We start from the raw sequence: 14,059 nt of genomic DNA, 5'->3' as shown, positions 1-14,059 counted from the left end.
ATGTGTCTGGGGATACCGGGGCGGATGATCCGGATGCTCGACGGCTACGGCGATCAGCTCGCGCTCGTCGAGGTGGCAGGCGAACCGCGCAAGGTGAACGTCGGCATGCTGCCCGAGGAGACGTTCGACCCCGGCGACTGGGTCATCATCCACATGGGCTTCGTGGTCGAGAAGACCGACTCCGCAGGTGCGCACACCGCACTGGACGGGTTGAAGCTGATGGGCAGCGGCACCGACGGACCCGGGCCATGACGGCCACCGATCGGCGCCGCCGGCTGAGTATCCGGGTGCACGGCGTGGTCCAGGGCGTCGGCTTCCGGCCGTTCGTGTACACCACCGCGGCCGCGCTGGGCCTGGCCGGATCGGTGCGCAACGACAGCTCGGGCGCGATCATCGAGATCGAAGGTGACGCCACCGACGTGGCCGGTTTCCTGACCATGTTGCAGGATCGGCCGCCACCCCTGGCGGTGATCGAAGCCGTTCGGACACAGGATCTTCCGCCGCGAGGTGGCACCGGTTTCACCATCGCCGACACCACCCACTCCGATGGGGGCCGCACGCTGGCCTCCCCCGACGTGGCGATCTGCGATGAGTGCGTCGCCGAACAACGCGATCCCACCGACCGGCGATACCGGCACGCTTTCGTCAACTGCACCAATTGCGGACCACGTTTCACCATCACGGCGTCCCTGCCCTATGACCGCGCCGCCACCACCATGGCGACCTTCCCGATGTGTGGCGCATGCGCCCGGGAGTACGCCGACCCCGCCGACCGGCGCTTCCACGCACAACCCATCTGCTGCCCCGACTGTGGACCGACGCCGACCTTCCGGGATCACGACGGACACCGCACCCCAGGCGAGGACGGGCTGCGGCGGGCGCGAGACCTGTTGCGCCGCGGCGGGATCCTGGCCGTCAAGGGTATCGGTGGCTATCACCTGGCCTGCGATGCCGCCGACAGCGCGGCGGTCACCGAACTGCGGATCCGAAAGCGCCGCGGCGACAAGCCGTTCGCGGTGATGGTGGCCGGCCTGGCGACTGCGCACACCATCGCCGAGGTGAACCTCCCCGCCGAACGGGTGCTGACGAGCCCGCAACGCCCGATTGTGCTGCTACCCCGCCGACCTGGTGGCCCGGTGGCCGGCGCCGTGGCGCCGCAGCTCCCCGATCTCGGTGTCATGCTGGCGTACACACCGCTGCACACCCTGTTGTTCGGGCTGCCCGGTGACGAACCCGGCCCGACCGCACTGGTGATGACGTCGGGAAACCTCGGTGGCGAACCGATCTGCTTCACCGACGACGATGCCGTCGATCGGCTCGGGCCACTCGCCGATGGTTGGCTGATGCACGACCGAGCGATCCTGGCACCGTGCGACGATTCGGTGGTCCGGGTGTGTGCGCGGCGTCAGATACCCATCCGCCGCTCCCGCGGATATGCACCGCTACCGGTCGCGCTCCCGGCACCGGTGCCACCGACTTTGGCGGTGGGGGCCGACCTGAAGAACACCATGGCCGTGGCCGCCGGGAAGTACGCCTGGCTGAGCCAGCACATCGGCGATATGGACGATCTGGCCACCCTGTCGGCATTCGACTCGGCCCGACACCATCTGCAAGCGCTGACCGGTGTGACGCCGGAGATCCTCGTCGCCGACGCGCACCCCGGCTACCGGTCGACGGCCTGGGCGCGCCGCAACGCCGCGGGCCGGCCGGTCCGGTCCGTGCAGCACCACCATGCCCATATCGCCGCGGTGATGGCCGAGCACGGTCTGGACGGTGCGCAGCCGGTTCTCGGGTTCGCCTTCGATGGAACGGGTTACGGCCCCGACGGCGCGATCTGGGGCGGTGAGGTGTTGCTCGCCGACTACAAGGGCTACCGGCGGCTGGCTCAGCTGAAGTACGTGCCGCTGCCCGGCGGGGATATCAGCGTGCTGCGTCCGTACCGGATGGCACTGGCACACTTGTGGGCGGCCGGCCTGCCCTGGGATGACGACCTGGCCCCCGTGCGCGCCTGCCCGGACGAGGAACGCCGCGTACTGGCCCACCAGCTGCAGACCGGACTCGGATGCGTTCCGACGTCCAGTATGGGCCGGCTGTTCGATGCGGTGTCGGCACTCGCCGGAGTACGCCAGGTGGTCGCCTATGAGGCCCAGGCCGCGATCGAACTGGAGGGCTACTCACGCGACAGGTCCTGCGGCGCAACGGCGTATGTCTTCCCCGTCGAAGCGGGCGACCCGGCGGTCATCGACCCCGGCCCGGTGTTGGCCGCCGTGCTCACCGACGCGCGACTCGGTGTGCCGACCGGCGTGATCGGGGCGCGCTTTCACCGGGCGGTCGCCGACCTGATCATCGAACTCGCCCGGACCGCCGCCCGCACTGCACCGGTCGTCGCGTTGTCCGGCGGGGTGTTCCAGAATGCGCTGCTGCTCGGCCTCGCCGTGGACGGCCTGGACGCCCGAGGTTTCGAGGTCCTCACCCACCACCGGGTGCCGCCGAACGACGGCGGTATCGCGCTCGGCCAATTGCTGGTGGGGAACTCGTCGTGAGAGCTGTCGGTCGAAAGAAGGAGGCACCATGTGTTTGGCAGTTCCGGGAAAGATCCTGAACCTCGCCGACCGGGACGGCACCCTGATGTCGCTGGTCGACTTCGGCGGCATCCAGAAAGAGGTCTGCCTGCAGTACATCCCCGATGCGGCCGTCGGCGACTACGTCGTGGTTCATGTGGGGTTTGCGATCCAGCGCCTCGACGAGGAATCGGCCAAGCGGACGTTGGCGGAGTTCGAGCATCTCGGGGTGCTCGACGAGGAATTCGGGGACGGATTCGAGATCGCGGCAAGGCAGGCGGGGCTGACCTCGCCCGAGCGCACGGCAACCACCGAGGTGACACCATGAAGTATCTGGACGAGTTCAGCGATCCTGCACTGGCCGGCAAGCTGGTCGAACAGATCCGCGCGGCCACCAGCAGGCGCTGGTCGATCATGGAAGTCTGTGGCGGACAGACACATTCGATCATCCGGCATGGTATCGACCAGCTACTGCCCGACGAGATAGAGATGATCCACGGTCCCGGCTGCCCGGTGTGTGTCACACCACTGGAGATGATCGACAAGGCCCTGGACATCGCGGCCCGACCCGAGGTGATCTTCTGCTCGTTCGGCGACATGCTGCGGGTGCCGGGCAGTGCGAAGGATCTCTTCCGGGTCAAGAGCGAAGGCGCCGACGTCCGGGTGGTGTACTCACCACTGGATGCGCTGACCATTGCGCGCGAGAACCCGGACCGGCAGGTGGTGTTCTTCGGCATCGGCTTCGAGACGACCGCACCCGCCAACGCCATGACCGTGTACCAGGCCAAACGCCAAGGTATCGGCAACTTCTCGCTTCTGGTGTCCCATGTGCTGGTGCCCCCGGCGATCGCGGCGATCATGGAGTCGCCGACGTGCCGGGTGCAGGCGTTCCTTGCCGCCGGGCACGTGTGCTGTGTGATGGGCACCGGCGAGTACCCGCCGCTGACCGAGAAGTACCGGATCCCGATCGTGGTCACCGGATTCGAGCCGCTGGACATCCTGGAAGGTATCCGGCGCACAGTGATCCAGTTGGAATCCGGCCGCCACGAGCTGGAGAACGCCTATCCGCGTGCCGTGCAGGAACACGGCAATGTCGCCGCAAAGGCGATGCTGGCCGATGTTTTCGACGTCACCGACCGCACCTGGCGCGGGATCGGCATGATCCCCCGCAGCGGTTGGCGATTGTCGAACGCCTACCGCGACTTCGATGCCGAACACCGGTTCTCGGTGAGCGGCATCCACACCGCCGAGTCGGCGATCTGCCGGTCCGGTGAGGTATTGCAGGGTCTGATCACACCGCATGAGTGCGCGGCGTTCGGCCGCGAATGCACGCCCCGCAATCCGCTGGGCGCGACGATGGTCTCCTCGGAGGGCGCCTGCGCCGCCTACTACCTCTACCGACGACTGGAGGTGACCCATGTCTGACGTGTCGATCGACCTCCAGTCGTGGGTGTGCCCCGCACCGCTGCGCGATGCGCCCAACATCGTGATGGGGCACGGCGGAGGTGGTGCGATGTCGGCGGAGTTGATCGAACATCTCTTCCTGCCCGCCTACGGCACGGCGGCCGACGCGGGGCTCGGCGATGCCGCCGTCATCGGGCTGGGCGGTGTGCGGCTGGCCTTCTCCACCGACACGTTCGTGGTGCGGCCGTTGGTCTTTCCCGGCGGCACGATCGGCGATCTCGCGGTGAACGGCACGGTCAACGATCTGGCGATGGTGGGCGCGCAACCGCTGGCCTTGTCCACGGCGTTCATCCTGGAGGAGGGCACCGCGCTGCAGGACATCGCCCACGTGGCGAGCGCCCTCGGCACCGCCGCGCTGGCCGCCGGGGTCCGGCTGGTCACCGGAGACACCAAGGTCGTCGACGCCGGCCACGGCGACGGCGTCTTCATCAACACCGCCGGCATCGGCGTCATCGACGACCGGGCCGATATCCGTCCGCAGCGGGCGGTCCCGGGCGATGTGGTGATCGTCAGCGGCGATATCGGGGTGCACGGGGTGGCGGTGCTCAGTTGCCGCGAGGGCCTGGAGTTCGCGACCACCATCGCCAGTGACACCGCGCCGCTGCACGGTCTGGTGTCCGCGATGCTCGACACCGGTGCCGATCTGCACGTGCTGCGCGACCCCACCCGCGGCGGCGTGGCCGCCACCTTGAACGAGATCGCCACGGCCGCGGGCGTCGGGGTGGCGCTGGACGAACGCCACTTCCCCATCCCCGGCGAGGTGCGCGACGCGTGCGGACTGCTCGGCCTCGACCCGCTGCAGGTGGCCAACGAGGGCAAGCTGTTGGCGTTCGTGCGCCCGGCCGACGCCGATCGGGTGCTGGCCGCGATGCGCGCCCATCCGCTGGGTGCGCACGCCGCCGTGATCGGTCACTGCGTTCCCGACCATCCGGGCATGGTGGTGGCACGGACCGCGCTCGGCGGTACCCGGGTGGTGGACCTGCCGATCGGTGAACAGCTACCGCGGATCTGCTGAATGAGCCCGGATACCGCGCACGACGACATCCCGCCGGGCCACGCGCTGTTCGCCCGGTACGCCTATCCGCCCAACGAGCTGGGTTACTGCGGGCCGGTGAATCCGGATGCCCGCGGACCCTCCGGACTCGCCGGGCACGCGGTCGAATTCGACGGCGCGTGGCCGTACCTGCGAGCCATCGCGGATGCGGCCGGCCTCGACGATCCACTCGACGCCGAGGTGGTCCGCGCCTACTGGGTGGGCGGCGCCCTGCTGGCTGACGTCAACCCGCGGGAGTTGCTGCAGCGGCTGCGCACCGCGTTTCACCGACAGACCACCGGGATGTTGACGGCCCCGCTGGATCCGGCCGGGGTGCTCGCCCACCACAGCTTCCACGTGTTCGCGGTCTATCCCTGGATCCGGTTGCTCGATCGCGACCCGGCCACACCGCTGCGCGTCATGCAGAACTGCCGTATCCGCTGGGGAACGGTCGTATCGGTCACCGACGAACACGTACTGATGCTGTCGCGGCCGCTGACGTTCACCGACGGCGATCTCCGGCTGGGAGCGCCTGCCCCCGAACACGTCCGGTGGCACCGCGACGGTGTGTCGCTGGTGGCCCGGCCGGTGCCGGGTGAGGCCGTCTCCGCGCACTGGGACTGGGTGTGCGGGACGCTCGACGACACCGAATGCGCCGCACTCGACACCGCCACCGCCAGGACGCTGGAGTTGGTCGCGGCGGCGCGGGCTCACCACACGTCGCGCGGCACCTCGAAATCCGCACAGAGCGCCCGCCACACGTCGCGCGGTTCGACACCGGCCTCGATGGCCTCCGCAGCGGTACGCCCGATCCCACTCAACACGTGGTCCACCAGCACCGAGGCGCCATAGGCCGCGCCGAACTGCCCGGTGACACGTTCGTTGAATTCGGTGAGCCGCACGCCACCAACCTACCCAGCAGCCGACAGTGCGTCATGGCACACCCGTACCGGATCCGCCACCGTGCCGGCACTCGCCGCGGCCCGTTGCGCCGCGCCGCGATGGGACGGGCCCGAGAGCACCTCGGACACCGCCGTCACCAACGCTTCCGCCGACAACGGCCGGATCAGCGGCCCGCTACCTTGGCGCACAACACGATTGGCGATCTCCCACTGGTCGCCGCCGCCGGGTACCGTCACCAGCGGCACACCGTGCAACAAGGTCTTGGACACGATGCCGTGGCCACCACCACACACCATCACATCGGCCTGGGCCAGGAGTTCGTCCTGGCGGCCCAGCCCGACCACCGCCCACGGCGGGATCTCCATATCGGCGCCGGCCAGCCGGGAGACCGCCACCCGCGTGCCCTCGGGCAGATTCTGCCCGGGCCTCAGCGCCGACAGCGCGACTTCCGCCAGGCCGGCGGTACCGGTCGTCGCCGTCGACGGTGCGACCACGACCAGTGGCCCGTCACCCGCCGGAGGGTGCAGCACGTGTGAGGTCGGCTCGAAATGCAGCGGCCCGACCACCACGGCCTCCGCCGGCCAGTCCGGGCGGGGCACCTCCAGGGCCGGAAGGGTGGCGATGAGCCGGCGTAACGGGCCCGGATCTGCTGCCGGCAACCCGATTCCGGCGCGCGCCTGGGCCCGCTGCCGGTCCCCGTCTCGGACCGACCGTGCCGTCAGGGCCCGCATCAGCCCGTCGCGGGCCCGGCCGCGCAGTCCCACGCCCGGGGCGAGACCGCTGCCCAACGGCGGCAGCCCCTTCGACGGCAGATACAGCGGATGTGGGTTGAGTTCGACCCACGGCAGCCCGAGCAGTTCGGCCGCCATCCCACCGCACACGGTGATGACGTCGGAGACCACCAGGTCCGGCGCCACGGAACGCAATCCAGCCAGATTGAGTTGCGCCATCCTGGCCGCACGATGGTGGATCTTGGCGCCGGCGTCGCCGTCGTCCTCGCCGTCCTGCGGATCCAGCCCGGCCAGCAGCACCGCATCGACTCCGGCGGCCCGGGCGGTCTCCAGCCACTGTGCGCCCGTCAGCAGCGTCGGTGCATCGCCGGCAGCCAGGAAACGCAGGCACAGTGCGATCGCCGGGAATGCATGTCCGGGATCAGGCCCGGCGACCACCGCGACGCGCACGCGCCCACCCTGCCACACGCGCGACCCTCTACCCTGAGGGACATGACAGAGCAGCAGGTGGCCGCCGAGCACCGGGCGGGGGCCGAGAACATCGCCACCGTCGAGGCATTCCTGAACACGCTGCGTGCACCCGACCTGGATGCCGCCGCCGAACTTCTCGACGAGAATCTCGTCTACCAGAATGTCGGCTTGCCGACCGTCTACGGCCGCCGCCGTGCGATCAAGCTGTTCCGCGCCATGGAGCGGCCCAGCCTCGGCTTCGACGTGTTGATCCACCGCTCGGCCGCCGACGGTGCGTCCGTGCTCAACGAACGCACCGATGTGCTGATCTTCGGCCCCGTGCGGCTGCAGTTCTGGGTGTGCGGGGTGTTCGAGGTGCACGACGGCCGGATCACCCTGTGGCGCGACTACTTCGACCAGTTCGACTTCGCCAAGGCCATCGTGCGCGGCGTGCTCGGCGCGCTGATCCCCGCCCTGCGTCCCAAGCTGACATGAGCGAACGCACCACACCCAACCTGTTCCAGCTGATCGGCTACTGCTGCAACCGGCGACTGCCGGATTCGATGCTGGACTGGGTCCGCAACGACCTGACCGGACCGGGCGCGACCCGGCGGGTGATGGTGCGGGTGCTGGTCCCGGCGGTGCTGATCCTCATCCCGTTCTGGTTCGTCCCCACGGATTTGGTCACACGGGCGAGCATGACGATCCCGATCCTCATCCCGTTCATCTATTTCTCGCACGCCCTGAACAAGATCTGGCGCAAGCACATGCTTCGGGTGCACGGTCTGGACCCGCATCTGATCGACAAGATCCAGCGGGAGAAAGACGCCGACAAGCACCGGTCCTACATCGAGCGGTTCGGGCCCCGCCCGGACGGTGCCGAGACGGGCACCCACGACATCTAGACGATCTAGGCGCCGCGCAACTGGCCCAGCTCGTGGTACGCCTGCGCCCAGCCCTGCAGCCGATCGGTGGCCCCGGTCAGCTCGTCGCGGTAGCGCGCGGCCGTCGTCGGCGCGTTGACCGCCGACACCAATTGCGCTGCAGCGGTGACCATGTCGCCGTACTGCCGGGCGCCGGCGTGCAACTGGACGGTGAACGCGTCGATGGTGGGTGCCAGATGGGTCCGCGATTGCGGTGACACGGCGGCGGCCCGCTCCATCGCCACCACCTCGGCTGCCGTCGCGGCCATGGTCGACGCCGTCTGTGCCGCCACCACGGAGATCTCGCGCAGTTCGCCGTCGGGTAACAGCCGCGATCGCGACAGCACGCCCAGCAGCGACAGCAGTCCGCGTTCGGAGGAAGCCAGCGCCGACATCGGTGCGCGGGCCACCGACCCGCGGGGCGGCAGCCGGCGCGGCGCCGCGGTCTCCGGCAGCGGTTCACGCCGCAACCAGCGATACCGGAGGAACAGCAGCGTGGTCGGGAAGGCGGCAGCCGCAGCGATCGCACCGGTGACGATGAGCGCCCACACCGGGGTGCTCCAGGACGCCAGCACGCCGGTCACCAGGATCCAGAATCCGGTGGTGGCCGCGAAGAACCACGCCAGCCGCCGCGCCCAGCGCCGCTTACGCAGCAGTTTGGCGCGCGGGTCGGCAGCCGCGGCCAGCTTCTGGGCAAGCACATCGGAGAACTCGGCAGCGGTGTCGATACCGCGCTGCATCAGGCCCGAGATGGTCTCCCGGCGGCCTGACTGCGAACTCCCCATCATGTGCGAAACCTACTGGGAGAGCCGGTCTTCGGGAGCAGCCGCCGGCGGGTTGACGGCCGGGCCGGCCGGCGCGGCAGCAGCGCCACCGGACGGGAGTGCCTCACCGCGCATCGACGCCCTGATCTGCTCCAGCCGGGAATGCCCGGCCATCTGCACGCTTGCCTGCTGCACTTCCATCATGCGGCCCTGCACCGAGTTCTGAGCCAGCTCGGTGGCGCCCATCGCGTTGGCGTAGCGGCGCTCGATCTTCTCCCGCACTTCGTCGAGGTTCGGGGTGGTACCGGGCGCGGCGATCTCGCTCATCGACTGCAGCGACTTGCTGACCTGCTCCTGCATCTTGGCCTGCTCGAGCTGGCTGAGCAGCTTGGTGCGCTCGGCGATCTTCTGCTGCAGCACCATGGCGTTCTGCTCGACCGCCTTCTTGGCCTGCCCGGCCGCCTGCAACGACTGGTCGTGCAGGGCCTTGAGGTCCTCGACGCTCTGCTCGCCCGTCACCAGCTGCGCCGCGAACGCTTCGGCGGCGTTGGTGTACTCGGTGGCCTTGGCGGCGTCCCCGGCGGCGGTGGCCTGGTCGGCCAGCGTCAGGGCTTGGCGGACGTTGGCCTGCAGCTTCTCGATATCGGCGAGTTGACGGTTCAGGCGCATCTCCAGCTGCCGCTGGTTGCCGATGACCTGGGCAGCCTGCTGGGTGAGTGCCTGGTGCTGACGCTGCGCCTCTTCGATGGCCTGCTGGATCTGGATCTTCGGGTCGGCGTGCTCGTCGATCTTGGAGTTGAACAGCGCCGTGAGGTATTTCCACGCCTTGACGAACGGATTGGCCATGGGAACGTTTCCGCCTTCGTATCTGTCGAGATTGCGCTTTTGCTTGGTGCCAACCTATCGGTTAACCAGGGCGTCAGGCCACCGCCATCGACGCAATCGGAGCCGCAACCTGAGGAATGACGACCTTCGTGGTCTCGTCGATACATCCGACGCCGTAGCCCGCACCCGCCTCCTGACGCGCCATCTGTTCACCGGCGTCGAACAGCACGCTGGACAACGGCACGTCGAGCGCTTCGCAGATCGAGGCGAGCAGCTCACTGGACGGCTCCTTGCGGCCACGCTCCACCTCGGACAGATAGCCCAGGCTGACCCGGGCGGCGTCGGACACGTCACGCAGGGTCCGGCCCTGGGCGGTCCGCGCATGCCGCAGCACCTCGCCGATCACCTGGCGCAGCAATGTCGTCGTCATCGCGGTCTCCTTCAACGTCGGGCGGCTTGACCTACTCGGATCAACGCGACCGGTGCGCCGTCGGTTCCCGAAGTCAGGAACGTGTCCGGGAATCCTTGATGGCCGAGATCACATAGTCGATGCCCGTCAGCACCGTGAGCACCACCGCGACCCACATGATCACGGTCGCCGTGGTGAGCCAAAGACCCGACAGCGGCAGGATCAGAAGACCGATCGCCACCGCCTGGACCAGCGTCTTCAGCTTGCCGCCCCGGCTGGCCGGGATGACCCCGTGCCGCAGCACCGCCAGCCGCAGCACCGTCACACCGATCTCGCGGACCAGGATGACGACGGTGATCCACCAGGGCAGATCGCCGAGCATCGAAAGACCGACCAGGGCCGCGCCGATCAGCAGTTTGTCCGCGATCGGATCGGCCAGTTTGCCGAACTCGGTGACCATGCCGTAGCTGCGGGCCAGCGCACCGTCGAAGTGATCGGTGATGACCGCCACCGCGAAGATCACGAATGCAGTTGTCCGCCAGAACGTTTCATGGCCGTCACCGATGAACAGGGTGTAGACGAACACCGGCACGAGCACCAGGCGCACGCCCGTCAGCAGGTTGGCGATATTGGCGACGGACGCGCGGGGTACCGCAGGATCGATATCTGGTTGGCCCGGCACGGGCATCAGGATATCGGTTGCGCATGCCGATACTCTCGCTGCTGTGAATGAGGCGCCTGATCAGCTGGTCGATCCCCTGATTGTGCGCAGGGCCCGGACGTCCGATGTACCGGCCATCAAAGCGCTCGTCGACATCTACGCAGGGAAGATCCTGCTGGAGAAGAACCTGGTCAACCTCTATGAGGCCGTCCAGGAGTTCTGGGTCGGCGAGCTCGGTGGCGAGATCGTCGGCTGTGGCGCCCTGCACGTTCTGTGGGCCGATCTGGGTGAGGTGCGCACGGTCGCGGTGCACCCGAAGGTGCGCGGCGCGGGCGTCGGGCACCGGGTGGTGGCGCAGCTGCTCGACGTGGCGCGCGAACTGCACCTCCAGCGCATCTTCGTGCTGACCTTCGAGACCGATTTCTTCGGCCGCCACGGGTTCACCGAGATCGAAGGCACCCCGGTGACCGCCGAGGTGTACGAGGAGATGTGCCGCTCGTACGACACCGGTGTCGCCGAGTTCCTCGACCTGTCCTACGTGAAACCGAACATCCTGGGCAACACCCGGATGCTGCTCACGCTCTGAGAGCTCGCCGTTCTAGAAGTCCTCGTCGTCCGCGTCGGCGCCGTTGGCGTCGGCCCCACCACGGATCAGTGCCAGCGTCCCGGCCAGTTCGTCGGGCTTGACCAGCACCTCGCGCGCTTTGGATCCCTCGGACGGCCCGACGATCTGGCGGGTCTCCATCAGGTCCATCAGTCGGCCCGCCTTGGCGAAGCCGACCCGCAGCTTGCGCTGCAGCATGGAGGTGGAGCCGAACTGCGAGGACACCACCAGTTCGACGGCCTGCAGGAAGACGTCCATATCGTCACCGATATCGGGGTCGACATCGGTACGCTCACCGGTCGGCTTGGCCTTGGTGACGCCGTCGATGAATTCCGGTTCGGCCTGGGCCTTGGTGGCCTCGACGACGGCGTGGATCTCCTCGTCGGTGATGAACGCACCCTGCATACGGGTCGGCTTGTTGGCGCCCATCGGCAGGAACAGCCCATCACCCATGCCGATCAGCTTCTCGGCTCCGGGCTGGTCCAGGATAACGCGCGAGTCGGTCAGCGAGGAGGTGGCGAACGCCAGCCGGGACGGCACGTTGGTCTTGATCAGGCCGGTGACCACGTCCACCGAGGGACGCTGGGTGGCCAGCACCAGGTGGATACCGGCGGCGCGCGCCTTCTGGGTAATCCGCACGATCGCCTCTTCGACATCACGTGGCGCGGTCATCATCAGGTCGGCGAGCTCATCGACGATGGCCAGGATGTAGGGATAGGGCTTGTACACCCGCTCGCTGCCCAGGGGTGCGCTGATCTCCCCCGAACGCACCTTCTCGTTGAAGACGTCGATGTGACGCACGCGAGACGCCTGCATGTCCTGGTAGCGCTGTTCCATCTCCTCGACCAGCCAGGCCAGCGCAGCGGCGGCCTTCTTCGGTTGGGTGATGATCGGTGTGATCAGGTGCGGGATGCCCTCATAGGGCGTGAGCTCCACCATCTTCGGGTCGATCAGGATCATCCTGACCTCTTCCGGGGTGGCCCGAGCCAGCAGCGACACCAGCATCGAGTTGACGAAACTGGACTTACCCGAGCCGGTCGACCCGGCCACCAGCAGGTGCGGCATCTTGGCCAGGTTGCACGAGATGAAGTCGCCCTCGATGTCCTTGCCCAGTCCGATCACCAGCGGGTGATGGTCGCGGCGGGTGCTCGGCGCGGTGAGCACGTCGGCCAGGCGCACCATTTCCCGGTCGGTGTTGGGCACCTCGATACCGACGGCGGACTTGCCCGGGATCGGCGCCAGCATGCGCACACTCTCGGTGGCCACGGCGTAGGCGATGTTGCGGTGCAGCGCGGTGATCTTCTCGACCTTCACGCCGGGGCCCAGCTCCACCTCATAGCGGGTGACCGTCGGCCCACGGGTGCACCCGGTGACCGCGGCATCGACCTTGAACTGCTGCAGCACCGAGGTGATCGCATCGGTCATGTGCTCGTTGGCGGCGGTGAGCTTCTTGGGCGGTTCCCCGGCGATCAGCAGGTCCAACGCCGGCAGCACGTACGGACCCTCGACGACCCGGTCCACGACCAGGGTGTCGTCCTGCTTCTTCTTGGGCGTTTCCAGCTTCTTGCGGACCGGTTTGGACGCTTCGATCGCGCGTGGCTCCGGCAGGGTCGGCGCTGCGCTCGCCCCGCCATATCCCGTCGCTGCGCTCGCCCCATCGTCATCCGAGATCGGTTCCGGCAGCGGGTAATTGTCCATCGGCGTACCAGCGGGACGAGCCAGCTCGGCGGTCGGCCAGGTCTGGATATCGCCGTCACCGTAGGTGGCGGGATCGTCGTAGTAACCGTCGGAGAAGTCGTCGGCGTACTCACTCGACGCGGCGCGATCGTCGTCGTACTCGTCGTCGTATTCGTCGTACTCATCGTCAAAAGCCCTGGTGCGGAACATATCCCGCAAGGTGTCGGGCAGTTCTCTGATCGTCGTGCCGGTCACCAACAGCAGACCGAACAGCACCCCGATGACGAGCAGCGGGGTGGCGATCCACACGGTGAGCCCGTCGGACAGCGGGCCACCGATCGCGAAGCCGATGAAACCCGCGGCATGCCGGCGGGCGTCGGGATCCTGGGGTCCGCCCGACCAGATGTGCCACAGACCCAGCACCGGCAACGCGATCATCACCGAGCCCAGAATCAGGCGCGGGCGGGCATCGAGATCGGGTTCGGTGCGCATCAGCACCACCGCGACGACGCCGAGGATGAGCGGCACCAGTACCACGGCCCCACCGATCACCGTACGTACCGCGATATCGACCCAGCCGCCGACGGGCCGGGCCGCGTCGAACCACGAGCTCGCCGCGACGATCACCGCGACACCGAGCAGGGCCAGCGCGATGCCGTCCCGGCGATGCCCCGGCTCGAGCTCGCGGGCACGTCCCACCGAACGGGCGGTCGAGCCGGCGCCCTTGGCCAGCATCAGCCAGCCTGCCCGGGTGCCCCGGCCGACGGCGGCACCCGCGGTCGCCAGCGGCGACGAGTTCCGGCGCGGAGCGGGCCGACCCGACTTCGCTGGCTTCCTGCGCGGGGCAGCGGGACGCGCGGGCTTGGCGGCGCCGCGGGTGCTGCTCGCCGAACCAGCCTTTGACCTGGTCGAACGGGTCGAGGACCTGGCTGCGGTCTTGTTGGCCATGGCCTCAAGCCTAGTCGCAATAGCCCCAGATTCAACATCTGCCACACCTGTCACAAATGGGTCTCGATTGCCTACCGATGCGTCATCACATGCGGAAATGTGCCGG

At 68.3% G+C, this 14,059-nt stretch carries 15 protein-coding genes and 1 pseudogene; 9 read left to right on the top strand and 7 right to left on the bottom strand.

Annotated elements, in window-relative coordinates:
- From FHU31_RS12765 to FHU31_RS12740, 6 genes and pseudogenes are all read left to right on the top strand, one after another.
- Complete coding sequence (locus FHU31_RS12765; RefSeq protein ID WP_167158768.1) at positions 1–252, top strand: HypC/HybG/HupF family hydrogenase formation chaperone; 252 nt, start codon at positions 1–3, stop codon at positions 250–252.
- Complete coding sequence (gene hypF, locus FHU31_RS12760) at positions 249–2,543, top strand: carbamoyltransferase HypF (RefSeq protein WP_167158766.1); 2,295 nt, start codon at positions 249–251, stop codon at positions 2,541–2,543. Before FHU31_RS12765 ends, hypF begins: the two co-directional genes overlap by 4 nt.
- Before the next feature lie 28 nt (positions 2,544–2,571).
- Positions 2,572–2,889, top strand: a complete 318-nt coding sequence (locus tag FHU31_RS12755; RefSeq protein ID WP_167158764.1) for a HypC/HybG/HupF family hydrogenase formation chaperone — start codon at positions 2,572–2,574, stop codon at positions 2,887–2,889.
- Positions 2,886–3,986, top strand: coding sequence for a hydrogenase formation protein HypD (gene hypD / locus FHU31_RS12750; RefSeq protein ID WP_167158762.1), 1,101 nt, complete (start codon positions 2,886–2,888; stop codon positions 3,984–3,986). The genes FHU31_RS12755 and hypD overlap by 4 nt, the downstream gene beginning before the upstream one ends.
- Entirely contained in the window at positions 3,979–5,040 is a 1,062-nt protein-coding gene (hypE, locus tag FHU31_RS12745; RefSeq protein WP_167158760.1) for a hydrogenase expression/formation protein HypE, read from the top strand. The genes hypD and hypE overlap by 8 nt, the downstream gene beginning before the upstream one ends.
- Positions 5,041–5,757: pseudogene (locus FHU31_RS12740) on the top strand (DUF6390 family protein); the annotation flags it as partial. It lies immediately after the preceding gene.
- A gap of 11 nt (positions 5,758–5,768) precedes the next feature.
- On the opposite strand, the gene FHU31_RS12735 reads toward FHU31_RS12740, so the two are convergent.
- Both FHU31_RS12735 and FHU31_RS12730 read right to left on the bottom strand, forming a co-directional pair.
- On the bottom strand, positions 5,769–5,960 hold the full coding sequence (locus FHU31_RS12735) for a DUF3046 domain-containing protein (protein WP_167158758.1): 192 nt from the start codon (positions 5,958–5,960) through the stop codon (positions 5,769–5,771).
- A gap of 9 nt (positions 5,961–5,969) precedes the next feature.
- Positions 5,970–7,142 carry a glycosyltransferase gene (locus FHU31_RS12730; protein WP_167158756.1) on the bottom strand — a complete coding sequence of 391 codons (1,173 nt, stop codon included), beginning with the start codon at positions 7,140–7,142 and terminating at the stop codon, positions 5,970–5,972.
- A 42-nt stretch (positions 7,143–7,184) separates the two neighbouring features.
- On the opposite strand from FHU31_RS12730, the gene FHU31_RS12725 reads away from it, so the two are divergent.
- Together FHU31_RS12725 and FHU31_RS12720 are read left to right on the top strand one after the other, a co-directional pair.
- Positions 7,185–7,637, top strand: coding sequence for a limonene-1,2-epoxide hydrolase family protein (locus FHU31_RS12725; RefSeq protein WP_167158754.1), 453 nt, complete (start codon positions 7,185–7,187; stop codon positions 7,635–7,637).
- Positions 7,634–8,047, top strand: a complete 414-nt coding sequence (locus FHU31_RS12720) for a DUF5313 domain-containing protein (RefSeq protein WP_167158752.1) — start codon at positions 7,634–7,636, stop codon at positions 8,045–8,047. The genes FHU31_RS12725 and FHU31_RS12720 overlap by 4 nt, the downstream gene beginning before the upstream one ends.
- A 5-nt stretch (positions 8,048–8,052) precedes the next feature.
- Here the strand turns inward: FHU31_RS12720 and pspM are convergent, their stop codons facing one another.
- The 4 genes from pspM to pgsA form a co-directional block, all read right to left on the bottom strand.
- Positions 8,053–8,853 (bottom strand): phage shock envelope stress response protein PspM, encoded by an 801-nt coding sequence (gene pspM / locus FHU31_RS12715; protein WP_208410213.1) that lies wholly within the window; start codon positions 8,851–8,853, stop codon positions 8,053–8,055.
- Between the two features lie 9 nt (positions 8,854–8,862).
- Positions 8,863–9,675: a phage shock protein PspA gene (gene pspA, locus FHU31_RS12710; protein WP_090356587.1), complete on the bottom strand. Its 813-nt coding sequence runs from the start codon at positions 9,673–9,675 to the stop codon at positions 8,863–8,865.
- A 73-nt stretch (positions 9,676–9,748) separates the two neighbouring features.
- A complete protein-coding gene (locus FHU31_RS12705; RefSeq protein ID WP_167158750.1) occupies positions 9,749–10,084 on the bottom strand; it encodes a helix-turn-helix domain-containing protein in 336 nt (111 codons plus the stop codon).
- Between the two features lie 73 nt (positions 10,085–10,157).
- Positions 10,158–10,751, bottom strand: coding sequence for a CDP-diacylglycerol--glycerol-3-phosphate 3-phosphatidyltransferase (gene pgsA, locus FHU31_RS12700; RefSeq protein WP_167158748.1), 594 nt, complete (start codon positions 10,749–10,751; stop codon positions 10,158–10,160).
- Positions 10,752–10,827: 76 nt separating this feature from the next.
- On the opposite strand from pgsA, the gene FHU31_RS12695 reads away from it, so the two are divergent.
- Positions 10,828–11,310, top strand: a complete 483-nt coding sequence (locus FHU31_RS12695) for an amino-acid N-acetyltransferase (RefSeq protein WP_167160977.1) — start codon at positions 10,828–10,830, stop codon at positions 11,308–11,310.
- Positions 11,311–11,322: 12 nt separating this feature from the next.
- Here the strand turns inward: FHU31_RS12695 and FHU31_RS12690 are convergent, their stop codons facing one another.
- Positions 11,323–13,953 (bottom strand): FtsK/SpoIIIE family DNA translocase, encoded by a 2,631-nt coding sequence (locus FHU31_RS12690; RefSeq protein ID WP_167158746.1) that lies wholly within the window; start codon positions 13,951–13,953, stop codon positions 11,323–11,325.
- Positions 13,954–14,059 lie beyond the last annotated feature (106 nt).

Origin of the sequence: Mycolicibacterium fluoranthenivorans (assembly GCF_011758805.1) — a bacterium.
Taxonomy (GTDB): Bacteria; Actinomycetota; Actinomycetes; order Mycobacteriales; family Mycobacteriaceae; genus Mycobacterium; species Mycobacterium fluoranthenivorans.
This window is presented reverse-complemented; position numbering and strand designations above follow the sequence as displayed.